This is a genomic window from Pseudomonas sp. SDO5271_S396 (assembly GCF_054071795.1).
The window spans coordinates 1-22,956 of the sequence record NZ_JBSVWB010000010.1 but is presented as its reverse complement, the minus strand read 5'-3'; the positions used below and the strand labels follow the sequence as shown (position 1 = coordinate 22,956).

The 22,956-nt window shown below is 61.0% G+C and carries 17 protein-coding genes; 11 read left to right on the top strand and 6 right to left on the bottom strand.

Annotation, left to right across the window (positions count from 1 at the left end):
• The first annotated feature begins 241 nt into the window (after positions 1 to 241).
• Together ACW9IN_RS09975 and ACW9IN_RS09970 are read left to right on the top strand one after the other, a co-directional pair.
• On the top strand, positions 242 to 865 hold the full coding sequence (locus ACW9IN_RS09975) for a hypothetical protein (protein WP_457365741.1): 624 nt from the start codon (positions 242 to 244) through the stop codon (positions 863 to 865).
• Positions 862 to 1,041 carry a hypothetical protein gene (locus tag ACW9IN_RS09970; protein WP_457365740.1) on the top strand — a complete coding sequence of 60 codons (180 nt, stop codon included), beginning with the start codon at positions 862 to 864 and terminating at the stop codon, positions 1,039 to 1,041. Before ACW9IN_RS09975 ends, ACW9IN_RS09970 begins: the two co-directional genes overlap by 4 nt.
• Here the strand turns inward: ACW9IN_RS09970 and ACW9IN_RS09965 are convergent.
• Positions 1,028 to 1,585: a TetR/AcrR family transcriptional regulator gene (locus ACW9IN_RS09965; protein WP_457365739.1), complete on the bottom strand. Its 558-nt coding sequence runs from the start codon at positions 1,583 to 1,585 to the stop codon at positions 1,028 to 1,030. The genes ACW9IN_RS09970 and ACW9IN_RS09965 overlap by 14 nt on opposite strands.
• A gap of 167 nt (positions 1,586 to 1,752) precedes the next feature.
• On the opposite strand from ACW9IN_RS09965, the gene ACW9IN_RS09960 reads away from it, so the two are divergent.
• Both ACW9IN_RS09960 and ACW9IN_RS09955 read left to right on the top strand, forming a co-directional pair.
• The gene (locus ACW9IN_RS09960) at positions 1,753 to 2,778 is read left to right on the top strand and encodes a hypothetical protein (protein ID WP_457365738.1); all 1,026 of its coding nucleotides are present in this window, start codon (positions 1,753 to 1,755) and stop codon (positions 2,776 to 2,778) included.
• A gap of 105 nt (positions 2,779 to 2,883) precedes the next feature.
• Positions 2,884 to 4,317, top strand: a complete 1,434-nt coding sequence (locus ACW9IN_RS09955; RefSeq protein WP_457365737.1) for an ArnT family glycosyltransferase — start codon at positions 2,884 to 2,886, stop codon at positions 4,315 to 4,317.
• Positions 4,318 to 4,332: 15 nt separating this feature from the next.
• On the opposite strand, the gene ACW9IN_RS09950 is transcribed toward ACW9IN_RS09955, so the two are convergent.
• The gene (locus ACW9IN_RS09950) at positions 4,333 to 4,821 is read right to left on the bottom strand and encodes a TIGR00645 family protein (protein ID WP_457365736.1); all 489 of its coding nucleotides are present in this window, start codon (positions 4,819 to 4,821) and stop codon (positions 4,333 to 4,335) included.
• Positions 4,822 to 4,986: 165 nt separating this feature from the next.
• On the opposite strand from ACW9IN_RS09950, the gene ACW9IN_RS09945 reads away from it, so the two are divergent.
• Complete coding sequence (locus ACW9IN_RS09945) at positions 4,987 to 6,810, top strand: hypothetical protein (protein WP_457365735.1); 1,824 nt, start codon at positions 4,987 to 4,989, stop codon at positions 6,808 to 6,810.
• A gap of 5 nt (positions 6,811 to 6,815) precedes the next feature.
• Here ACW9IN_RS09945 and ACW9IN_RS09940 read toward each other — a convergent pair whose 3' ends face one another.
• Both ACW9IN_RS09940 and ACW9IN_RS09935 read right to left on the bottom strand, forming a co-directional pair.
• On the bottom strand, positions 6,816 to 7,133 hold the full coding sequence (locus tag ACW9IN_RS09940) for a PA4575 family protein (RefSeq protein ID WP_457365734.1): 318 nt from the start codon (positions 7,131 to 7,133) through the stop codon (positions 6,816 to 6,818).
• A gap of 411 nt (positions 7,134 to 7,544) precedes the next feature.
• Positions 7,545 to 9,983, bottom strand: coding sequence for a Lon protease family protein (locus ACW9IN_RS09935; protein ID WP_457365733.1), 2,439 nt, complete (start codon positions 9,981 to 9,983; stop codon positions 7,545 to 7,547).
• A gap of 268 nt (positions 9,984 to 10,251) precedes the next feature.
• Between ACW9IN_RS09935 and ACW9IN_RS09930 the strand changes: the two genes are divergently transcribed.
• The 4 genes from ACW9IN_RS09930 to ACW9IN_RS09915 all read left to right on the top strand — a co-directional run bounded on the left by ACW9IN_RS09930 (position 10,252) and on the right by ACW9IN_RS09915 (position 13,869).
• Positions 10,252 to 10,740: a DUF3015 domain-containing protein gene (locus ACW9IN_RS09930; RefSeq protein WP_457365732.1), complete on the top strand. Its 489-nt coding sequence runs from the start codon at positions 10,252 to 10,254 to the stop codon at positions 10,738 to 10,740.
• A 91-nt stretch (positions 10,741 to 10,831) separates the two neighbouring features.
• Positions 10,832 to 12,685 (top strand): Lnb N-terminal periplasmic domain-containing protein, encoded by a 1,854-nt coding sequence (locus tag ACW9IN_RS09925; RefSeq protein ID WP_457365731.1) that lies wholly within the window; start codon positions 10,832 to 10,834, stop codon positions 12,683 to 12,685.
• A 250-nt stretch (positions 12,686 to 12,935) separates the two neighbouring features.
• A complete protein-coding gene (locus tag ACW9IN_RS09920; protein WP_457365730.1) occupies positions 12,936 to 13,286 on the top strand; it encodes a hypothetical protein in 351 nt (116 codons plus the stop codon).
• 94 nt (positions 13,287 to 13,380) lie between these two features.
• Positions 13,381 to 13,869: a GreA/GreB family elongation factor gene (locus tag ACW9IN_RS09915; RefSeq protein ID WP_457365729.1), complete on the top strand. Its 489-nt coding sequence runs from the start codon at positions 13,381 to 13,383 to the stop codon at positions 13,867 to 13,869.
• On the opposite strand, the gene gdhA is transcribed toward ACW9IN_RS09915, so the two are convergent.
• Together gdhA and ettA are read right to left on the bottom strand one after the other, a co-directional pair.
• Complete coding sequence (gene gdhA, locus ACW9IN_RS09910) at positions 13,866 to 15,203, bottom strand: NADP-specific glutamate dehydrogenase (RefSeq protein WP_457365728.1); 1,338 nt, start codon at positions 15,201 to 15,203, stop codon at positions 13,866 to 13,868. The genes ACW9IN_RS09915 and gdhA overlap by 4 nt on opposite strands.
• A gap of 340 nt (positions 15,204 to 15,543) precedes the next feature.
• Complete coding sequence (gene ettA / locus ACW9IN_RS09905) at positions 15,544 to 17,208, bottom strand: energy-dependent translational throttle protein EttA (RefSeq protein ID WP_457365727.1); 1,665 nt, start codon at positions 17,206 to 17,208, stop codon at positions 15,544 to 15,546.
• A gap of 286 nt (positions 17,209 to 17,494) precedes the next feature.
• On the opposite strand from ettA, the gene ACW9IN_RS09900 reads away from it, so the two are divergent.
• Complete coding sequence (locus ACW9IN_RS09900; RefSeq protein ID WP_457365726.1) at positions 17,495 to 21,346, top strand: EAL domain-containing protein; 3,852 nt, start codon at positions 17,495 to 17,497, stop codon at positions 21,344 to 21,346.
• A gap of 223 nt (positions 21,347 to 21,569) precedes the next feature.
• The gene (gene glyA, locus ACW9IN_RS09895) at positions 21,570 to 22,823 is read left to right on the top strand and encodes a serine hydroxymethyltransferase (RefSeq protein ID WP_457365725.1); all 1,254 of its coding nucleotides are present in this window, start codon (positions 21,570 to 21,572) and stop codon (positions 22,821 to 22,823) included.
• The last annotated feature ends 133 nt before the right edge of the window (positions 22,824 to 22,956 follow it).

The window sequence follows — 22,956 nt, the reverse complement described above, 5'->3', positions numbered from 1 at the left end:
CAAGGACCAAGCAAATCCTATCGGCATTCCAAATGGCATTCCAACAAAAAAATCAAACCGATATTTTGTTTTATAATCAATAAGTTATAACTTCTGTTCAGATTACCCCGGCCCACCAAAACCCGCCCCTGCGGGTTTTGTCGTTTCTGATGAATAGAAACCCACCACCCCCCAAACCAAAAAGGTTGCATACCAACCAATTCGGTAGAATAATCCCGAAAAATCCCACAAGGACTTTCCGGTGCCTTTCCTGCGCAGCGCTTTCGCTCTCATTCACCAGCACCGCCGGGCGTTTATCGCCCTCAACTTGGCGTTCTACGGGCTATTCGCCCTGCTGATGCTGGTCACCGCCTTCACCCCCGAACTGCAAGGGGTGTTCAAGCCCAATATCGACAAAGCCTTCGCCGAGCCCGGGTTGTTCAAGATGGCGGGCGATGCCTATGCCAGCAAGAATGTGCCGTTGGCGATTGCCATCACCTTTCTGGTGAATCTGGGTGTTGCGGTGGGGATGACGACGCTGCCTTCGCTTGTGTTGCCGTTCGCCGGGATTGCGGTGACGTTGCACCGGGGCTTTTTGTGGGGGGTGATGTTTTCGCCGGTGGGGGCTGATCGGGCGACGTTGATTCCGCATTCGCTGACGTTGCTGATCGAAGGGCAGGCTTATGTGCTGGCGGCGTTTGCGGTGTATGTGCAGGGGCGGATGTGGTTGTGGCCTGCGCGTTATGGGCTGGTCTCGCGCTGGAGCGGGTACCGGGCGGGGTTGCATGCGACGGGCCGGTTGTATGTGCTGGTGATGTTGGCCTTGCTGATCGGGGCGGTCTATGAGGCACTCGAAGTGATTTACCTCATGCCGTATCTCGTGTGAAGACGTTTCGTCATGCCAGCCTGCTGATCAAGCAACACAAGTGGTTGCTGATCCTGCTGGGCGTCGCGTTCTACAGTGTGGCGATGACAGTGTCGTTCCCCGAGTTTCGGCTGTCGCTGGGGACGCGGCACGGGGTGTGGAGCCACAAGTTGCTGGGGTTGGTCAGGGGGTTGTGACGCTGTGATGCCCCAGCGCATCCATGGCGGCGACGATGATGAGCGGGCGCCACACGTGGTGGATGCCTGAGCGCACTGCCACCAGCGCTGTAGCCCCCAGTCCGGTCAGTGCGCTGGTGACCCGCACCAGACGTTCTTGCGAGGCGCTGGTCAGGTCGATGCCCAGGGCTTCGTACACCATCAGACCCATCTGCATCAGTTCGGGCAGTTCGCTCTGCTCGCCTTCCACCAGACGGTTGGCAAACGCTGAAATACCCGGCCAGTCAAAGGTGAAATCCACCAGAATTTCGATCACCGCGCGCTCACGCGCAGGGCCCGGGGGCAGGTCGGCGACTTGCTCGACCAGCGCCTGCATATGCTCGAGCCCGGTGCGCAGCGCCGCATCGTACAGCGCCTGCTTGCTGGGGAAGTGGTGCAACAGACCGGCTTTGGAATAGCTGACCGCATCGGCGATCTGCTGAAGTGACGTGTGGGCAAAACCATGCTTGGCAAACAGCCCGGCGGCACGGTCGATTATTTCGGCATTGAGTTCGGATTTGGTCATTCTAGGCATCGCGCGAGCGTAGCATAGGGCCTGCCAAAACCGTTAACGTCCCGATGTGTCGATCGGCACGTCGCAAAGGCCGTCCATCAACGACGGCGCCCCTTGGAGCCATCCGGACTTGCCATTACCCTGAGCGCCTTGATCAGACAACTGGAAGTCCGATACCCGTGCTCAAGCCTCTCGCTGTTCTCGTACTCACCTGCTCACCTTTGCTCGCTTGCGCCGCCGACCTGGCGGGCGTGTGGCGCGGCACCCTGGGCAAATCCGCGATCACTGTGTGTTTCAACGGCGCCCATGGCGCCAATGGCAGTTACTACTACCAGCGTATTCGCACGCCTATCCAGCTGACCCAGGCCAACGCCAGCGAGCCGTGGGTGGAAGAAGGGCAAACCGGGTTCTGGCAACTGGACGATCCACAAGGCGATCACCTGGACGGCACCTGGAGCAAGGCCCCTGGCGGCAAGACCCTGGCCGTGACGTTGACCCGCGCAGACACGGACGGTTGCGCCAGCGACGCCTATAACAACCCGCTCGAAGCCATCCCTCCGCCGGTCAGCATCGAGAAAAAGACCTTCAATGAGCGCCCCTATCAAGTGAAGACCCAGGGCGGGGAAGTCACGCTCAAACTGAGCGGTGACGGCCCTGCCCTCGACAAGATCAATCGCGACCTCGCGCGCATGGCCACAAGCCCCGAGGGCCAGACCGACTATTATCGCGAGCGGCGCAACGCCCTGGACCAGAGCGGCGGCACCACCACCAGCGAGATCACCGTGGACCCCGTCTACTGGTCCTCGCACTGGGTCACCGTGCGCTTCTATCGCTGGTCGGCGGGCTACGGACGTGGCGGCATCAGTTGGGGCCTGCACAGCTGGAACCTGCAAACCGGTGAAAGTGTCGACCCCTGGACCTGGCTGGGCACCCAAGAAGAATGGGACGGCCCCTACGCCGGCCAGGTCAAGCTGCCGGCCACCTTCAGCACGTGGCTGGCCAGGCAAGCCACGGTCGACGAAGGCTGTCCCAGCGTGACCAGCTATTCCACCTTCGACTTGAGCTTCAACACCCAGGGCCTGCAACTGTCGACACCGGCTCAGGGCGACGGTTGTGACAATGAGCTGAGCTTCACCTGGGAGCAACTGGAGCCGGTACTGACCGCAGAAGGTCGAGCCGCATTGCCCAGTTTGAAGGCGCCGTGAGCACTATCCGCTGTTCGTTCACGAATTGTTAAGAAACCCATACATATACTAGCCGATTGCCAGGGTCGCTCCGTCGAGCGGCCCCCTGCCCGGTGATCCCCCGCCATGACGCGTCCCGCTCCCTTGCTGTTGCTGCTTGCTGGCCTGCTGTTCTTCTTCGCTTTGGGCAACCATGAGTTGCAAGGTTCCACCGAGGCCCGGGTGTCCGGGATCGCCATGGCCATGCACCTGGACAACGATTGGGTGGTGCCCCGCCTGTTCCGCGAACCTTTTCTGGAAAAACCACCGCTGAGCCTGTGGCTCGATGCCGGCGCGATCCGCGCGTTTGGCGGCACCACCTGGGCCGTGCGCCTGGCGTCGGCGTTCGCCGGGCTGTTCAGCGTGATGCTGTTTTACGCCATGCTGCGCCAATTCGGACGGCCGAAGCCTATGGCGTTCTGCGCCGCGCTGATCCTGGCGACCATGGCCAGTTACTGGGGCAATGTGCGCGGTGTGGGTGAGGACTCGTTGCTCAGCCTGGGCGTGACCACTGCCCTGCTGGCGTTCTACCAGGCCGTGCGGCCTGATCGCCAGGGCTCCGCTGCGTGGGCCTGGGCGCTGTTTACCGCCGGGATGGTCATCGCCACCCTGAGCAAAGGCGTATTGGGCCTGGCGATGCCGGGCATCGTGATTTTTGCGTACCTGCTCTCCACCAGCCTGATGGACAAGCGCCTGCGCGTCGGCGACTGGCTGAAACCCGCGCTGTTCACTGTGCTGGCGCTGGTGCCGCTGCTGATCTGGCTGGGTTTCCTGTACCAGCGAGGTGGCCTGCAGGCGGTGGGCGAGGTGCTGTGGACCAACAGCGTGGGACGCTTCAGCGGCTCGTTCGTCGAGGCCGGGCATTACGAGCCGTTTTATTACTACCTGGTGAAACTGCCCGAGGCGTTTCTGCCGTGGAACATCCTGGTGTACCTGGGCTTGTGGCACTTCCGCAAAAGCCTGGTGCGTAACCGCTACCGTTTGTTCTTCAGCGTATGGCTGGTCGCGCAGTTCACCTTGCTGACCCTTGCTTCGAGCAAGCGCACGGTCTACCTGATGGCATTGACGCCAGCCGCTGCGGTCCTGGCCGCCGAGTATGCTGGCGTGCTGCTGGCCTGGCTGAAAGACCACAAGCCGGCGCTATACACACTCCGTCGCCCGGTGATCGGTGGTGTATTCACCCTGGCGGTGGCTTGCTACCTCACGGCAGCGTTCTGGTTCGCGCCCAAGGCCGACGCGCATCACTCTTTCGTGCCGCTGATTCGTCAGATCCAGGCACTGCAAGCCGAGGGCAGAGAGGTGGTGTTGTATCGACCCAACGAGCGGATTGCCGGGGCCAGCGTGTTCTACACCCAGGCCTATCTGCCGATTTTGCAGACCGAGCCCGAACTGCGCCGTTACCTGGTGGCCAAGCCCGGCAGCGTCGCGTTGCTGGACCACACCGACCAACTGAATGAGAAGGTGACGGTGATCAAGCAGATGGCCGTCAACCGCCAGCCTTACTACTTCATCGAGCAGTAAGGCCGGCCCAGGGCGTCAGTGTTTGGTGACCTTGTCCAGGTAACCCATGGCGAACGCGGAGATCACGAACGTCATGTGGATGATCACGTACCACATCAGGTGCTCGGGATCGACGTTCTTGGCGTCCATGAAGATGCGCAGCAAGTGGATGGAGGAAATCGCCACGATGGAGGCCGCCACTTTCATCTTCAGCGAGGAAGAGTCCATGGTGCCCAGCCAGTTGAGCTTTTCCTTGTTGTCATCGATGTCCAGCTGCGAGACGAAGTTCTCGTAGCCGGAAATCATCACCATCACCAGCAAGCCGCCCACCAGCGCCATGTCGATCAACGACAGCAGCACCAGGATCAGGTCGGACTCGGCCATCGAGAACACGCTCGGCAGCAGGTGCACCACTTCCTGGAAGAATTTCAGCGCCAGCGCCAACAACCCCAGGGACAGGCCGAAATAGATGGGCGCCAGCAGCCAGCGCGAGGCATACATAGCATTTTCGATAAAGCGTTCCATTGGTTCTCACACAGCGTGGCTGAAAATGGCGGCGAGTATACCAGCCGCCGCTGGAGCGCTGTCACCGCGCGAGAAAACTGCCCGAGGCGGCATCTGTAAGAGAATTTTTCTGCTAGTGTCGAGCCCATCCACTTGGCTCGATGACGTCGGACAGGAAACCCCCAGATGATGGATGTGCGATTCCCTTTGGCCAGCCTTGGCCTTTCAGCGGCATTGCTGCTGGCCAGCGGCTGCTCCCCCAGCGACGAGCAGAAGCAGACCACCCTCGAAGAGAAAACCGCAAAGTTCGAACAGTCCCTCGACAGCATCCAGGACCCCAAACTGCGTGACGCCATCGCTGATCTGGGCGGCTCACTGCTATTGCTGGAGCGGGCCCGGGTCAAGCTTGCAACCAAGCCGATCGAAGCCGAATACGGCGAAGACACCCTGGCCCTGCTCAAGCACTACCCCACGCCCCAGGCACTGGTGGACACCTATATCAACGGCTTGTTCGTGCTGCGCAAGACCTCCCACTCCGACTACCTGACGGACCTGCAACCCGTCTTCCCGTTCAACTTCAGCCTGCCGGAGCAATTCCCCTTCCCCCATGGCCTGGAGTGGCAGTCGGTGACCTTGAGCAACAATAAAGTCATCCCCTTTCAGCCGGAATGGTCGGAAACCGATCCCGGTATCCAACTGAGCCCCAGCAGTTCCAACCTGACCAACCCCGATGACCTGACCGTGACCTACCCGTTCATCGACGGCATCGAGACCGAAAACAAAAGCCAACCACAACCCGTCAGCCTCAAAGGGACGGTCGAAGTGGTGGCACCGGGCAAAGTGCTGACCTTCGACCTGACGAAAAAAGACGTGGGCCACAAGCGCACCGAGGGTGCGATCACCGTCAACCTGCTGCTCCTGGAAAAGAACTACGCCGAAATCGAGCTGACCAACAACGCGCCCCTGGCGCCGGAAGTCGGTGACGAGTCCCCCAACCCGCTGCTGGTGCAGGCCCGTGACAGCACCGGGCAATTCCTCACCCGCGCGGGCTCGATCAATGAAAACGCCGCCCAAGTCGCGTTCTACGAGAAGCAACTGGCCGAGATGCAAAAACAGACGGCCTGGTCCGAAGCCTTTGAAAAAAAGCTCACCGACGAGCAGAAGGCCTTTGAGCACACCCAGAGCAACCACTACGCCAAGGTCTACTTCAACGGGCAGATCGAGCAATTGCAGGTCAATGTCATGGATTTTTCCACCGCGTCGCTTACCCGCAGGGACCTGGACCTGCCGGTGCTGCGCTTCGACAAGAACAGCCTGCAAAAAACCGTACAGCCGCTGCCGATGCCCGTGACCGTGTACGACGACAGCGCCGCCAGTTGGCTCAAGGACGCCACGCTGACCGAAGACCAACTGAAAAACAGCGTCACCATCAGCCAGTCCGTCGAAGACGCCAGCGCCGCGCATATCGTGTTCGACCACCCCTTCACCTTCAACGACGACCTGGTGGGCAGCGAGCGCAACAGCAGCGAATCGCCGGTGACGTTCTTCACCGCCGACGAGAAAGGCGAGCGCGGGGAGCCCATCGAACTGCCGGTGGAAGCGTTCGAACTGAACCCGGCGCGGGGCACGCTCACCTATGACCTCAACCTGTTCCCGGAAAATCCGGCGTTCGTGGTGGGCTCGATCCCGCTGTTCCTGGCGACCATCGAGAAGGGCACGCTGGATGCGGCCCGGCTGCCCAAGGGCTTGTCGCTCAAGGACAACGCGTTGATCGTCGACCAGAAGGCGTTTCCGTCCGACAGTTGGCGCTTCTACGCCAAGGACGCCAGCGGCAATTACCTCAAGGAAATTCTCGGCGTGAGCCATCGCGCCGAGGAGTACGGCACGGCGCTGTTTGATGTGCATTACTTCTACGGCCAGCCGACCGTGCTGGAGAGTTACCAGCGCACCGACCTGAGCACCGTGCAATACGGCTTCGAGGTCAAACTGGACAAACCCGAGAGCAAGTAGCCGGCCTAGAGGGCCAGGCGCTTGTTCCCGCCATTGATCTGGCGCAGCAGGCCTTGCAGGTGCAGGCACCAGATCTGTGGATCGTCTGCCAGCTCGTAGCCGTGCAAGGTCAGGCTCTCCACGATGGATTTCAGAATGTTTTCTGCCACGAAGGGCCCGGGGAACGGGCCCTGAGACTTGATGGTGGAGGGTTGTTCGCCGGTCATTCCGGCGGCAAACAACAAGGTCCACATCCCGTTATCCCCCGCGAGAGGGCGAATGGAGCATTCGATACGGGTGACCAGGCCCAGGCACTGGCGGGTAAGGCAAAGGTTGCGCGGCATGGCGGCGACCCTCGGTAGATCGGTGTTCAGCCTCACCGCACGATGGGGCTGTTTCTATCCAGCGACTCCTGTGGATATCCCTTGAGCTGAGAATAGAAGAAAACCACGACAAACCAAGGTTGTAGGGACCAACGGGCGTTGGCCCCAGTGAATCAGAGTCAATTTACTGACAAAAATACCTTCGCGGGCGTGGGCAAACCTGCCATAGGGTGAACAGGCACGTTTGTAGTGAGCGGGCTTGTCCCGCGCTGGGGCGCGAAGCGGCCCCAACAAGGCTGGTGCGTTCCACCAGGCACACTGCGTTGACTGGTTTCAGGGCTGCTTCGCAGCCCAACGCGGGACAAGCCCTCTCTCCACGACGAGTCCAGTGGCCACAGCAAACCCAGTGACAACAACGACTCCGCTAAAGCGTCAGCTCGGCTTGGCCTCGGCCAGTGCCTGTTGCGCCAGCTCCTTTTCGGCCTCTTTCAAATCGTCTTCGCTGATCATCTCCGCAATCACCCGCAGGCGCTCGACCACCCGCGCATTCACGGAGCCTTCGGGGAATTGCCCTTCCTCGTCCGGCTCACCCGCCGGTTCGCCCACCAGCAGGCTCAGGGCCTCATCGGCCTGGCGCACCGCATAGATATGGAATTGCCCGGCGCGTACGGCCTGCAACACCTTCTCGTCGAGCATCAGCGTGGCGACGTTGGCCTGGGGAATGATCGCCCCTTGCTCGCCGGTCAGGCCACGGGCCTCGCACAGGCGGAAGAAGCCCTCGATTTTCTCGTTGACCCCGCCCACCGCCTGCACTTCGCCGAACTGGTTGATCGAGCCGGTGATGGCAAAGCACTGCTTGAGCGGTGTCTTCGACAAGGCCGAGATCAAGGTGCACGCCTCGCCGAGCGACGCACTGTCACCGTCCACGTAGCCGTAGGACTGCTCCAGCGCGATGCTCGCCGAGATCGCCAGGGGGAATTCCTGGGCATACCGGCTGCCCAGGTAACCGGTGAGGATCATCACGCCCTTGGAGTGGATCGGCTGGCCCAGGTTGACCTCACGCTCGATGTCGACAATGCCGCTGCCGCCCGGGTAAACCGTGGCGGAAATTCGTGCCGGCACGCCGAAGGCTGAATCGCCCACCTCCAGCACCGTCAGCCCGTTGCACTTGCCGACGGCTGCGCCGGCGGTGTCGATCAGGATGACCCCGGCGAGCATGTCGTCGAGAATCCGTGCCGACACCCGACCCGTGCGCGTGGCCTTGGCCTTGAGGGCACGTTCGATATGGCCGGAGTCGGTCATCTCGTCGCCCGCCAGGTGGCGAATGAAGTCCGCCTCGCTGACCAACTGGAACAAATCTCCGATTCGCGCCGACAAGCGCTGCTGGTGCTCTGCCAGCCGTGCGCTGTAGGTGGCCAAGCGCGCCACTGCGTCCGAGGTCAACGGTGCCATGCCTTCTTCCGAAGTGCGGGTCTTGAGCAACTGGGCGAACTGCTCCAGGCTCTCGTCGACCATCGGGATGTCTTCGTCGAAATCCACCAGTACGCGGAACATCTCCTGGAAGTCCGGATCGGCGTCCTGCAACGCGTAGTACAGCTGGCGCGAGCCGATGATGATCACCTTGACCTGCAACGGGATCATCTGCGGGTTGAGGGTCACGGTGGCCAGACGGCCCAGCTCGCCCAACGGCGACTCCATCTTCAGTTTGCGCGACTGCAAGGAGCGCTTGAGGGCGTCCCACACGAAGGGCTCGCCGAGCATCTTTTCGGCTTCGAGGATCAGGAAACCGCCATTGGCACGGTGCAGCGCACCCGGGCGCAACTGGCGATAGGTGGTGTAGAGCGCGCCCTGATCAGTGCTGTATTCGATACGGCCGAACAGGTTGTCGTAGGTCGGGTGCGGCTCGAACACCACCGGCGCCCCACCGTTGACCGGGTGCCCCACCACCAGGCTCGGGCAATATTGCTCTTCGAGCAGCTTGCGGGCCTGGGCATCGGTTTTGGCGTCGTCCACCAGTTGCTCGACCACCGTCTTGAGCAGATACACCTGCATGGCTTGCAGATAGCCGCAGACCGCGGCGTTTTCCGCGTACTTTTCCGACAACGGCGCGAGCAAAGGCTGCAAGGCCAGGGTGATGGTTTCTTCGTTGAACTGGCGCAGCTGGTTGTTGGACTCGCGTTTCCACTGCGGCAGGCTGGCGAGTTCTTCGTTCAGGCGCTCTTCCAGCTCGGAAATATCGGTATGGAAACGTTCGCGATCAGCTTCAGGCAATTGCGAAAATTCGGCCTCGTCCAGCGCCTTGCCGTCGAGCATCGGGGTGAACGCGATATTGGAGCTGTCGCGGTACAGCGCCACGTCCTTTTCCAGGGCCAGGCGCTCGATCACGTCCAGAGCCTTGTCGTAACGCTGGTTGAACGCGCGGTCGATGGCGCTTTTGCGCTGCTGGTAAGTGGGGTGTTCGAAAACCGCCGGGAAGGTCGACACCAGGTTGTCGATCAACCCGCTGATGTCACTGATGAACGCCGCCGCACCGCCCGCTGGCAGTTCCAGCGCACGGGGTTCGCGCGGCTCATCGAAATTATTCACATAAACCCAGTCCGCCGGGGTTTGCAGGCGTTTGCCCTCGGCCTTCAGGTAGCGTTTGACGAACGAAAAGCGACCGGTACCCGGCTCGCCCATGACAAATACGTTGTAACCGGGGCGTGGCATGGCCACACCGAACTGCAACGCTTCAACCGCGCGTTCCTGGCCAAGCACACCGCGAAAGGGCTCCAAATCATTGGTGGTCGAGAAGCTGAACTGTTCAGCGGAGAAAGGACGTGTCAGCGCTTCGGGCGCTAGACGCAAGCTGGCAGCAACAGGATCAAGCATCGGGCTTCCTTACATCAGGCGGGGCAGATGACGGCATTCTGGCTCTCGCTTGCGCGCTCTGGCAAGGCAAGCCGTTGGGAAAGCATAGACACGGGAGACGTCCTACAAAAAAATCGCGACATCGCTGATTGTTTTATAAAAAACCACGGAACCCCTGGAACGTGCCTAAACTCCAAACTGCGCGGGTTGGACTAATAACCGATCCCTCAGGGCGCTGCGACGCGCCTGAACCCTTGTCCATTGGTTTGCACACAAAGAGAACAAAGCTATGAAACGGATCCTTCTTGGTACTCTCTTCACCGTCGTTTCCCTCAATGCAATGGCAGAAGCACCAGGTGGCCCGAACTGTGGTTGGGGCAACATGTTGTTCGAAGGCCAGCGCGGCACTCCGGCTCACTTCCTCGCCTCCACCACCAACGGCACCTCGGGTAACGCCACGTTCGGCATGACCTCGGGCACCAACGGCTGCAGCACCAACAGCGCCCTGACCTACGGCGGCAAGTCCTGGATTGCCATGAACGGCATGATGAACGAGCTCTCCGAAGACATGGCCAAAGGCAATGGCGAAGCGCTGACCACCTACGCGGTGGTACTGGGCGTGGCACCGGAAGACCGCGAGCACTTCGCGGCAGTGACTCACCAGCACTTCCAGCAAATCTTCAGCAAAGCCGACGTGACCGCTGACGACGTGCACACCAACACCCTCGCCGTCTTGAAAGGCGATGCCCGTCTGGCCAAATACGCCACCCAGGCATAAGCTCGACCCGCCCGCGCCTTTCGAGGCGCGGGCTTTATTTTTGGACCCGCCTCCCCTTTGGGTCTCTCTTTTTCCGACTTAAGTTGCCCCTATGCTCAAACGCTTTGCCTGGCTGGCACTCTTCGCCTGCGCCCCGCTCTACGCGGCCCCGCATCTGGATGATCAACGTTTGCAGCAATTGGCCAACGATCCGTTCTGGCATTCCCTTGGCCATTACGAAGCCGGCAAGCTCAGCGGCTGGCGCAGTTACGTCAGCGACAAGAAATTCTTCCTCGCCCCCGACGGCGCCCATCATCCGGATGCCGAGCTCAAGGCCACCGTGGAAGCGCTCTACGCGCCGGCCAGCCTGGGCGAAAAACACGCTCAATGCGTTTACCCCGCACGCACCCGCTGGCTCAAGGATCAGTTGCACCTGACCGACCTGCCCGCCGTGGACTGCACGGAATTCAAACAATGGTTCAAAGACGTCGCGCCCCATAGTGCGGTGATGATCTTCCCGGCGGCCTACCTCAACAGCCCGTCGTCGATGTTCGGTCACACCCTGCTGCGCATCGACCAGGCCGACGTGCAACGGGACAAAACCGCTCTGCTCAGCTATGCGATCAACTTCGGCGCCTATATCGAAGGTTCGGACAACAGCATCCTCTATGCCTGGAAAGGCCTGATGGGCGGCTACCCCGGCCTGTTCGCCCTGGTGCCCTATCAGGAAAAACTCTCGGAATACCGCAGCCTCGAGAACCGCGACCTGTGGGAATACCGCCTCAACCTCACACAAGTCGAAACCGAGCGCATGGTCGAGCACGTGTGGGAACTCAAGCAGATCCAGTTCGACTACTTCTTCTTCGACGAGAACTGCTCCTACCGCCTGCTGGAACTGCTGCAAGTCGCCCGCCCCGGCCTGCGCCTGACCGAACAGTTCCCGCTGACCGCCATCCCCACGGACACGGTCAAGGCCGTGAAAGACGCAGGTCTGGTGGAAAAGATCGACTATCGCCCTTCCCGTGAACGCGAGTTGCTGGAACGCGCCAAACCGTTGGACGGTGACGAGCAGCAATGGGTACTGAACATCAGCGACGACGCCAAGCAACTGCAAGCCCCGGCATTCAAGGCCCTCGCCAAAGACCGCCAAGCCCTGATCATCGACGCTGCCTATCGCCTGGGCCGCTACCGCGCCAATGGCCTGGAGCGCGACAGCGAACGTTCCCAGCGCAGCTTCGAACTGCTGCGCGCGATCAACCAGAACCCCGCGCCGGATCTCAAGATCACACCGCCCGGCCTGCCGGAAAACGGCCACGAATCCCGCACCTGGCAAGCCGGCATCGGTACCCGTGGCGACAAGGCCTACGGCGAATATGGCCTGCGCATGGCTTACCACGACCTCAATGACAACGCCGAAGGCTTCCCCTTGGGCGCACAGATCGAAATCCTGCAAATGAAACTGCGCCAGTACGAAGGCAACCACTGGCAGTTGCAACAACTGGACCTGGCCACCATTCGCTCCCTGACCCCTCGCAACGCGCTGTTGCAGCCGTGGTCCTGGCAAGTCACCGGCGGCCTGGAGCGGGTGCCGGGCAAACACGATGACGAAACCCTGGTCAGCCACATCAACGGCGGCGCCGGCGGCACCTGGCAACTGCGCGACGACATGCTCGGCTTCGCCCTCGGCACCGTGCGCGTGGAACACAACAATGATTTCAGCGAAGCCATCTCCCCCGCCGCCGGTTTCAATACCGGCGTGCTGTGGAAAAACCCGCTGGGCAACCTCAGCCTGGAAGCCAAGGGCGACTTCTTCACCAATGGCGAAGTCCGCCGCAGCATCAGCCTGAACCAGCAGTGGGAACTGTCGCGCAACCTGGGCCTGCGCCTGAGTGCACAACGCGAGTACAGCCATTTGTCCACGCCGGTCAATGAAGTGATGCTGGAAGTGAAGTGGTATCACTACTGACCAAAGTCGTACAACGATCAAAAGTGTGGGAGCGGGCTTGCCCGCGAATGCAGAGTGTCAGTCACCGCAAACTTGGCTGATACACCGCCTTCGCGGGCAAGCCCGCTCCCACATTTGGTGCGCGCAACCCGTAGGAGCCGGCTTGCCAGCGCCTACGGACCACACCGTTATCACCTTCCTTTCACATCCCTCGAACGAATCCCCTTCTAGACTTCCTCTTATCAGCCATGACACGGCGAGGAAGCAGGCAATGTGGCGGTATGCGGTGATGCTGTGTGCGATGGTGTGGTTGGCCGGTTGCCAGTCCACCCATCAGGATCTGCTGGCCAAGGGTTACCCGCCGGCCTTCGCCGATGGTTTTGACGACGGTTGCAGCAGCGGTCGCCAGGCGGCCGGGGTGATCAGCGGGGAGTTTCGCAAGAACGTACCGCGTTACTTGAAAGACCGCGAATACGCCGAAGGCTGGGAAGATGGCTTTCGCCAGTGCAAGGCCATGCGTGAAAACGAGGACCTGCGCGATTACAAGGACAACCACTGGGATGACCGCGAACGTGCCTGGCAGCGGGAGAAGGATCGTGACGCGGCCAGGGCATATCGCTAAAGCGGACGCGGAGCGTCCACGGCTGCATTACCACGCAGAGCGTGGGAACGATCGCGCAGCGACTATGGCCCAAACTCCATTGAGGGAGAACGTCATGAGCCGAGCTTTTGTAAATGAAGACAACGCCGCCGCCCAGGCCGATCAGCCGGTGGAGCGCCAGGTCAGCGAGCAGCCCAACCGAGTGACGGCCCATGGGTTGGCGCAGTTGCAGGCCAAGGTGGCGCAGTTACAGCAGGCGCACAGCATCGAATCTGCCAAAGACGACAAACAGCGCCTGGCCGACCTTGAGCGCGACCTGCGCTACTTCAATCAACGGGTGCAAAGCGCTCAAGTCGTCGCGCCGGCGACTTCTACCGACAAGGTGCAGATTGGCAGTTGGGTCACATTCGCCAATGAACAGGATGAACAGCAGCGCATCCAACTGGTCGGCGAAGACCAAGCCGACGCCACCGCGCACTTGATCAACTGGGGCTCACCGTTGGGCCGCGCCTTGTTGGGGGCCCGATTGGGCGACGAGGTGCTGTGGAAGCGCCCCGCCGGCGATCAGTTGATCGAAGTGCTGTTGATCGAGCCCGAGGTTTAGACGATGCCCTGGGCCAACATCGCGTCGGCGACTTTCACGAAGCCGGCGATGTTCGCGCCCTTCACGTAGTTGACCCGGCCGTTTTCTTCACCATAGTGCACGCAGGCATGGTGGATCGACTGCATGATGTTGTGCAGCTTGCTGTCCACTTCTCCGGCGGTCCACAGCAGGCGCATGGCGTTCTGCGACATTTCCAGGCCACTCACGGCCACACCACCGGCGTTGGAGGCCTTGCCCGGCGCGAACAGAATGCCCGCCTCGATAAAGATATCCACAGCCTCGAGCGTGGTCGGCATATTGGCGCCTTCGGCCACGCAGATACAGCCATTGCGCAGCAGCGTGCGGGCAGCGTCGGCGTCGAGTTCGTTCTGGGTCGCGCAAGGCAGCGCAATGTCGCAGGCGAGCGCCCACGGCGTCTGGCCTTTGCGGAACTCCAGGCCAAAACGCTCGGCCAGTGCGCTGATGCGCCCGCGCTGTACGTTTTTCAGCTCCAGCAGCGCTGTCCATTGCTCCTCGGTCAAACCGCTTTCGGCATACAGGGTGCCTTCGGAGTCAGACAAGGACACCACTTTGCCACCCAGGTCCATGACCTTGCGTGCCGCGTATTGCGCCACGTTGCCGGAACCGGAGATAGCCACGCGCTTGCCCTCTACCTGCTGCTGGTTGCGCTTGAGCATTTCTTCGGCGAAGTACACACAGCCGAAACCGGTGGCTTCCGGGCGAATCAGGCTACCGCCGTAGGTCATGCCCTTGCCGGTCAGCACCGAGGTGAACTGGTTGCTCAGGCGCTTGTACTGGCCGAACAGAAAGCCGATTTCACGGGCACCCACGCCGATGTCCCCGGCCGGCACGTCCACATCGGCGCCAATATGGCGGTACAACTCGCTCATGAAGGCCTGGCAGAAGCACATCACTTCAGCGTCGCTCTTGCCCTTGGGGTCGAAGTCCGAGCCGCCTTTGCCGCCACCCATGGGCAGCGAGGTCAGGGAGTTCTTGAAGGTTTGTTCGAAGGCGAGGAATTTCAGCACCCCCAGGTTCACCGACGGGTGGAAGCGCAAGCCGCCCTTGTAAGGGCCGATGGCGCTGTTCATCTGGATGCGGAACCCGCGATTGACCTGCACCTTGCCATGATCGTCCACCCACGAGACCCGGAAGGTGATCGCGCGTTCCGGCTCGCAGATGCGCTCCAGAATGCCCGAGTTCAGGTAGTGGGGGTTGGCTTCAAGAAACGGCCAGAGACTGCGCAACACCTCTTCCACGGCTTGGTGGAATTCCGGTTGGTCGGGGTCACGTTTCTTGAGGCGGGAAAGGAAAGATTCGACAGATTCGATCATGGGAAGTCTCGGCAAATTGATTGTTTTTAAATGAGATTGAGCCGGACCTTAGCAATTCATTTCGCACCTGAAAAGTGCAAAATGTCGCCTTTGTGAATTTAAATGGTGCATTAGATATAAATAAATCAGGAAAACAGGACTTTTTTGCACCTTAAAAGGGATTACCAACCCTGAAAATGCACCAGCCTTTAGAGTGTCTTCGCAGGCAAGCCAGCTCCCACATTTGATCGATTTCTAATGTGGGAGCTGGCTTGCCTGCGATGAATCCACCCCGGTCTTCCTGAAAAGATGCAAAAAAAACGGAGCCCGAAGGCTCCGCTTTTCAAACCACCAACCCGAATCAGGCCAGTTTCTTGTGCCGTACACGGTGCGGCTGGGCAGCCGCTTCGCCGAGGCGCTTTTTACGGTCCGCTTCGTACTCGGTGTAGTTGCCTTCGAAGAACACCGCTTGCGAATCGTCTTCGTACGCCAGGATGTGGGTCGCGACGCGGTCCAGGAACCAGCGATCGTGAGAGATCACAATGGCGGCGCCCGGGAAGTCCAGCAGGGCCTCTTCCAGGGAACGCAGGGTTTCAACATCGAGGTCGTTGGACGGTTCGTCGAGCAGCAGGACGTTGCCGCCCTCTTTCAGGGTCAGGGCCAGGTGCAAGCGACCGCGCTCACCACCGGACAGGTCCTTGACGAACTTCTGTTGGTCGCCGCCCTTGAAGTTGAAACGGCCAACATAAGTACGCGATGGAATCTCGTAGTTGCCGATGCGGATCTGGTCGGAACCGTCGGAGATCTGCTGGAACACGGTCTTGCTGCCGTCCAGGTCTTCGCGGCTCTGGTCCACACAGGCCAGTTGCACGGTTTCGCCGACTTCGATGGTGCCCGAGTCCGGCGTTTCCTTGCCCATCAGCATGCGGAACAGGGTCGACTTACCGGCACCGTTACCGCCGATAACACCGACGATCGCGCCTTTTGGCATGGAGAACGACAGGTTGTCGATCAGCACGCGGTCGCCATAGCCCTTGGTGACGTTCTTGAACTCGATGACCTTGTCACCCAGGCGCGGACCGGCCGGGATGTAGATTTCGTTGGTTTCCGAACGCTTCTGGAACTCCTGCGACTGCATTTCTTCAAAGCGTTGCAGACGAGCCTTGGACTTGGACTGGCGGGCCTTGGCGCCTTTGCGCACCCACTCCAGTTCTTCCTTCATGGCCTTTTCATGAGCCGATTGCTGCTTGGACTCCTGGGCCAGACGGTCGGACTTGGCTTCCAGCCAGCCGGAGTAGTTGCCCTCGTAAGGGATACCGGCGCCGCGGTCGAGCTCGAGGATCCAGCCGGCGACGTTGTCCAGGAAGTACCGGTCGTGCGTGATCGCAACCACGGTGCCCGGGAAGTCGTGGAGGAAGTGTTCCAGCCAGGCGACGGAGTCGGCGTCCAGGTGGTTGGTCGGCTCGTCGAGCAGCAGCATGTCAGGCGCCGACAGCAGCAGGCGGCACAGGGCCACACGACGTTTTTCACCACCGGACAGGTGTTCGACCTTGGCATCCCAGGCCGGCAGGCGCAGCGCATCGGCGGCGACTTCCAGCTGGCGCTCCAGGTTGTGACCGTCGCCAGCTTGCAGGATGGCTTCGAGCTTGGCCTGTTCGGCGGCCAGCTTGTCGAAATCGGCATCCGGTTCGGCGTAGGCGGCGTAGACCTCATCCAGGCGAGCCTGGGCGTCTTTGATCACGCTGACGGCTTCTTCGACCACTTCGCGCACGGTCTTGGTCGGATCCAGCTGTGGTTCCTGCGGCAGGTAACCGATGTTCAGCTCAGGCATCGGGCGGGCTTCGCCTTCGAACTCGGTGTCGACGCCGGCCATGATTTTCAGCAGCGTGGATTTACCCGAACCGTTCAGGCCGAGAACGCCGATCTTGGCGCCAGGGAAAAAAGACAGCGAAATGTTTTTCAGGATTTCCCGCTTCGGCGGAACAACTTTTCCCAGCCGATGCATGGTGAAGACGTATTGAGCCATGGTGAACCTAGCGTCAGTGACTGATGAATTGAACGGGCCAAGCCCGTGCCAGGCCATGCGCCGCGCGGGCCGTTGACGGTGATCACTGCCTGCGTGCGGAAAAAGCCTGATTGTCTGGGGCTGGAACGCCCCCGCGTAACCGGCAAAGCTACCTGAATGCGCTTGGTCAGTCCAGCCAGGCAAGGACTGGCACTTTGCCACAACTCAAGGCATGCTAGCCGCCCTCCGGGCGTCCGGCTTATAGTGCACGTCGCGCGCCAATCCAGCCAAACCGCAGGATCACAGCTTGTCCAAAGTCACGCCGCCCACTCCCCTGCGCGCCGCTCATATAGCGCCGGGAGCACCCCTGCACGGCACCCTCAAAGGCGCATTGGCGACGCTTGTCCTGATGTTGCTCGCCTTATTGTTCTGGCAACTGCTGGACCAGTTGCAGCAAAACCAGAAAAACCAGCAGCAATACACCATCGACTACAGCGCCGACCTGGCTGAACAGATCAGCCTGAACATGGCCCTGAGCGCGCAAATCGCGTTGAACCTGCTGCCGATCGTCGAGCCACCGCGCACCGACGAACAACGTCAGGCCTTGATGCGCACCCTGCAACGCTCCCTCCCGGAACTGCGCAGCTTTGCCCTGCTTGCACCCAGCGGCGCATTGATCGGTGACAGCGCGATGGACAGCAAGGACAGCGCCTGGCTCGAAGAGCTGGTCAAGCGCAGCCACTCCCAGAATTACTACCTGAGCAACGACAACGACGGCACCGTCATCTACCTGCTGCTGCACCAGGCCAGCGGCGGCTCGAAAGTCTATTGGGCCTTGCGCCTGGCCCCCAACTACCTGACCAGCCTCACCCGCCAGGATGGCCAGGGCCCACGGCCGATGTGGGCCATCGAAAACCGCCTGAACCATCGCGTGGTCAGCCGTGACAGCGGCATGCCGGCCCAATGGGCCGCGGCCCTGACCCCGGACGAATTGAACAAAAGCGTGCTGGTCACCCCCCTGAGCAAAAGTGACTGGCAGTTGCGCGGGATGTTCGACCGCGGCGCGGTGCTCGAGCAACTGCTCCCGGCGTTTATCGGCAAATGCCTGCTGGGCCTGGCCCTTTCGCTGATCCCGGTGATCGTGCTGCTGAACATGCGCCGTCGCCAGCGCCAGGTGCACGAAGGCCGGCGGCGCTACCAGGATATTTTCGAAGGCACCGGCGTCGCCCTCTGCGTGCTTGATCTCTCAGGCCTGAATGCCTGGTTCGACAAAGCCCGCCTGGAAACCCGCGAGCAATTAAAGACGTGGCTGCAAGACAACCCAGCCGAACGCCAGCAACTGCTCAAGGAACTGCGCATCACCGAGGTCAACCAGGTGGCGGTGCGCCTGCTGAACGTGGGGTCCTGCGAAGACGCCTGGCAACGCCTGATTGACGACTGCCCTCGCAACGCCACCTCCATTGGCTACCAGGTGCTGGAGGCAGTGCTCACCCAGCAAAAACAGCTGGAGCTGGAAATCCAGCTCAACGATGTGGCCGGCAACGAGCAATACCTGTGGCTGGTGATGCGCCTGCCGGAGCAACAGGACGACTACAAGGCCGTGATCCTCAGCATCAGCGACATCACCAGCCGCAAGCTGATCGAGCTGTCGCTGGTGGAGCGCGAAAGCTTCTGGTCAGACGTGGTGCGCACCGTGCCCGATCACCTGTACGTGCAGGACGTGATCAGTCAGCGCATGATCTTCAGCAACCACCACCTGGGCCACACGCTCGGCTACAACAAGGCCGAACTGCAACAAATGGGCGAGTACTTCTGGGAAATCCTGCTGCACCCCGAAGACGCCGAGCATTATCACGACCTGCGCCAGCAACAGCGCCAGATCGGCTACACCACCCAACTGCAATGCCAGCTGCGCTTTCGTCACCGCAACAACCAATGGCGGCGTTTCGATATTCGTGAGCAAGCCCTGGCGCGGGACAAGACCGCGCTGGTCACGCGCATCATCGGCGTGGCCAAGGACATCACCGACCAGATCGAAGCCAGCGAATCCCTGCGTGACAGCGAACAGCGCTACCGCATGCTGGCCGAAAGCATCAGCGACGTCATCTGCTCCACCGACAGCCAACTGGCGCTCAACTACATCAGCCCGTCGGTCAATACCGTGCTGGGCTACGACGTGGATTGGGTGTTCAAGAACGGCTGGCAGTCAATCATCGCCAACCCGCAACAATTGACCGGCATTTACGCCCTGGTCGAACAGGTCAGCCGTGCCCTGGGAGATATCGAAGCGCTCAACCAACTGCGCGACGAAGTGCAGACCCAGCTCTTCCTGTTCGACTGCCTGCGCGCCGACGGGCGCAAGGTACCGATCGAACTGCGCCTGGTGCTGGTGTGGGATGAACACGGTGCGTTCGAAGGCATCCTCGGCGTTGGCCGCGACATCAGCCAGCAGCGCCGCGCCGAGAAAGACCTGCGCATGGCCGCAACGGTATTCGAACACTCCACCTCGGCGATCCTGATCACCGACCCTGCGGGTTATATCGTGCAGGCCAACGAGGCGTTCAGCCGGGTCAGCGGGTATGCGGTCAGCGACGTCCTCGACCAATTGCCGAACATGCTCACCGTCGACGAACAACAGGAAGCCCACCTGCGCTATGTGCTCAAGCAACTGCACCAGCACAGCACCTGGGAAGGCGAAGTCTGGCTCAAGCGCCGCAACGGCGAGCATTACCCGGCCTGGGTCGGCATTACTGCGGTGTTCGACGATGAAGGCGACCTGGCCAGTTACGTGTGCTTCTTCAGTGACATCAGCGAGCGAAAGGCCAGCGAGCAACGCATCCACCGCCTGGCCTATTACGACGCCCTGACCCACCTGCCCAACCGCACGTTGTTCCAGGACCGTCTGCACACCGCCTTGCAGGCGGCCGAGCGGCAGAAGTCGTGGGTGGTGCTGATGTTCCTCGACCTCGACCGCTTCAAACCGATCAACGACTCCCTGGGCCACGCCGCCGGCGACCGCATGCTCAAGGAAATGGCCACACGCCTGCTCGGTTGCGTGGCCGAAGACGACACCGTGGCGCGCATGGGTGGCGACGAATTTACTTTGCTCCTGCAACCCCGGGTCAGCCGCGACATGGCGCTGAACCGCGCCATTCACGTGGCCGAGCAGATTCTGGCCAGCCTGGTGAAGCCGTTCGTGCTGGAGGGCCGTGAGTTCTTCGTGACCGCCAGTATCGGCATCGCCCTGAGCCCCCAGGACGGCAACGAACTCAGCCAGTTGATGAAAAACGCCGACACGGCGATGTATCACGCCAAGGAGCGCGGCAAGAACAACTTCCAGTTCTACCAGGCCGACATGAACGCCAGCGCCCTGGAGCGCCTGGAGCTGGAAAGCGACCTGCGCCACGCCCTGGACCAGAACGAATTCGTGCTCTATTACCAGCCGCAGTTCAGCGGCGACGGCAAACGCCTGACCGGCGCCGAAGCCCTGCTGCGCTGGCGCCATCCGCGCCGTGGCCTGGTGCCGCCGGGAGACTTCATACCGGTACTGGAAGAGTTGGGCCTGGTGGTGGACGTGGGCGACTGGGTGATCAGCGAAGCCTGTCGCCAACTCAAGACCTGGCACCAGAACAAGGTGCGCGTGCCGAAAGTCTCGGTGAACATCTCGGCGCGGCAGTTCTCCGATGGCCAGTTGGGTACGCGTATCGCCACCATCCTCAAGGACACCGGCCTGCCGCCGGCGTGCCTGGAACTGGAGCTGACCGAAAGTATCCTGATGCGTGAAGTCAATGAAGCGATGCAGATCCTCGACAGCCTGAAAAACCTGGGCCTGAGCATCGCCGTAGACGACTTCGGCACCGGTTACTCCTCACTCAACTACCTCAAGCAGTTCCCGATCGACGTGCTGAAGATCGACCGCACATTCGTCGATGGCCTGCCCTCCGGCGAACAGGACGCGCAGATCGCCCGCGCCATCATCGCCATGGCCCACAGCCTGAACCTGGCGGTGATCGCCGAAGGCGTGGAAACCCATGAGCAACTGGACTTCCTGCGCGAACATGGCTGCGACGAAGTGCAGGGTTACCTGTTCGGGCGACCAATGCCGGCGAACCGGTTCGAGGCGCAGTTCAGCAATGATGCGCTCTTCATGTTCGACTGAAGACCTGCTGTGGGGCTGATGGCCTCATCGCCGGCAAGCCAGCTCCCACATTTGGAATGCGTTCCCTGTGGGAGCCGGGCTTGCCCGCGATGGGGCACTCACAGGCACCGCTTATCCACAGATGAACCCCGCTTGTCCGCGACATGATGTCCTTTCATATGCCATCTAAAACCCATTGGGTTAGAATGCCCTCCTTTTCTGCCCCCGATCCTTGAGGACCGCCATGTTCAGCCGTGATTTGACTATTGCCAAGTACGACGCCGATCTCTTTGCCGCCATGGAGCAAGAAGCCGTGCGCCAGGAAGAGCACATTGAGCTGATCGCTTCGGAAAACTACACCAGCCCAGCGGTGATGGAGGCTCAAGGTTCGGTCTTGACCAACAAGTACGCCGAAGGCTATCCGGGCAAGCGCTACTACGGTGGCTGCGAATACGTCGACGTGGTCGAGCAACTGGCAATCGACCGCGCCAAGGAACTGTTCGGCGCCGATTACGCCAACGTCCAGCCGCACGCCGGCTCCCAGGCCAACAGCGCCGTGTACCTGGCCCTGCTGCAAGGCGGCGACACCATCCTGGGCATGAGCCTGGCACACGGCGGTCACCTGACCCACGGTGCCAGCGTTTCGTCTTCCGGCAAGCTGTACAACGCCGTTCAGTACGGTATCGACGCCAACGGCCTGATCGACTACGACGAAGTCGAGCGCCTGGCTGTTGAACACAAGCCAAAAATGATCGTGGCCGGTTTCTCGGCCTACTCGCAGGTGCTGGACTTCCCACGCTTCCGCGAAATCGCCGACAAAGTAGGCGCCTACCTGTTCGTCGACATGGCTCACGTAGCCGGTCTGGTGGCCGCGGGCGTCTACCCGAACCCGGTGCCTTTCGCTGACGTGGTGACCACCACCACCCACAAGACCCTGCGCGGTCCACGTGGCGGCCTGATTCTGGCGCGCGCCAACGCCGACATCGAGAAGAAACTGAACTCCGCGGTATTCCCGGGCGCCCAGGGTGGCCCGCTGGAGCACGTGATCGCTGCCAAGGCGATCTGCTTCAAGGAAGCACTGCAACCCGAGTTCAAGGCCTATCAGCAACAAGTGGTGAAAAACGCCCAGGCCATGGCCAGCGTGTTCATCGAGCGCGGTTTTGACGTGGTGTCCGGCGGTACCGAAAACCACCTGTTCCTGCTGTCCCTGATCAAACAGGACATCTCCGGTAAAGATGCCGACGCTGCCCTGGGCCGCGCCTTCATCACCGTGAACAAGAACTCGGTACCGAACGATCCACGTTCGCCGTTCGTCACTTCCGGCCTGCGCTTCGGCACCCCGGCTGTGACCACTCGTGGCTTCAAGGAAGCAGAGTGCAAGGAACTGGCTGGCTGGATCTGCGACATCCTGGCCGACCTGAACAACGAAGCCGTGATCGACGCGGTCCGCGAAAAGGTCAAGGCCATCTGCAAGAAGCTGCCGGTATACGGCGCCTGATAGCCATTGCCTGAATGAAAAGCCCGGCTCTTGAGCCGGGCTTTTTTATGGGCGATCCGGACTTGAAATACGGTCACCTGTGGGAGCTGGCTTGCCTGCGATGGCGGTGTATCAGGCAGTGATGAGTCAGCTG

Excerpts from the sequence above, each read along its gene's own strand:
- ACW9IN_RS09930 (WP_457365732.1), top strand. The coding sequence starts at position 10,252 with ATGAAACGGATCCTTCTTGGTACTCTCTTCACCGTCGTTTCCCTCAAT.
- ACW9IN_RS09955 (WP_457365737.1), top strand. The coding sequence starts at position 2,884 with ATGACGCGTCCCGCTCCCTTGCTGTTGCTGCTTGCTGGCCTGCTGTTC.
- ACW9IN_RS09925 (WP_457365731.1), top strand. The coding sequence starts at position 10,832 with ATGCTCAAACGCTTTGCCTGGCTGGCACTCTTCGCCTGCGCCCCGCTC.
- ACW9IN_RS09965 (WP_457365739.1), bottom strand. The coding sequence starts at position 1,585 with ATGACCAAATCCGAACTCAATGCCGAAATAATCGACCGTGCCGCCGGG.
- glyA (WP_457365725.1), top strand. The coding sequence starts at position 21,570 with ATGTTCAGCCGTGATTTGACTATTGCCAAGTACGACGCCGATCTCTTT.
- ettA (WP_457365727.1), bottom strand. The coding sequence starts at position 17,208 with ATGGCTCAATACGTCTTCACCATGCATCGGCTGGGAAAAGTTGTTCCG.
- ACW9IN_RS09950 (WP_457365736.1), bottom strand. The coding sequence starts at position 4,821 with ATGGAACGCTTTATCGAAAATGCTATGTATGCCTCGCGCTGGCTGCTG.
- ACW9IN_RS09935 (WP_457365733.1), bottom strand. The coding sequence starts at position 9,983 with ATGCTTGATCCTGTTGCTGCCAGCTTGCGTCTAGCGCCCGAAGCGCTG.
- ACW9IN_RS09945 (WP_457365735.1), top strand. The coding sequence starts at position 4,987 with ATGATGGATGTGCGATTCCCTTTGGCCAGCCTTGGCCTTTCAGCGGCA.
- ACW9IN_RS09915 (WP_457365729.1), top strand. The coding sequence starts at position 13,381 with ATGAGCCGAGCTTTTGTAAATGAAGACAACGCCGCCGCCCAGGCCGAT.
- ACW9IN_RS09940 (WP_457365734.1), bottom strand. The coding sequence starts at position 7,133 with ATGCCGCGCAACCTTTGCCTTACCCGCCAGTGCCTGGGCCTGGTCACC.
- ACW9IN_RS09920 (WP_457365730.1), top strand. The coding sequence starts at position 12,936 with ATGTGGCGGTATGCGGTGATGCTGTGTGCGATGGTGTGGTTGGCCGGT.
- gdhA (WP_457365728.1), bottom strand. The coding sequence starts at position 15,203 with ATGATCGAATCTGTCGAATCTTTCCTTTCCCGCCTCAAGAAACGTGAC.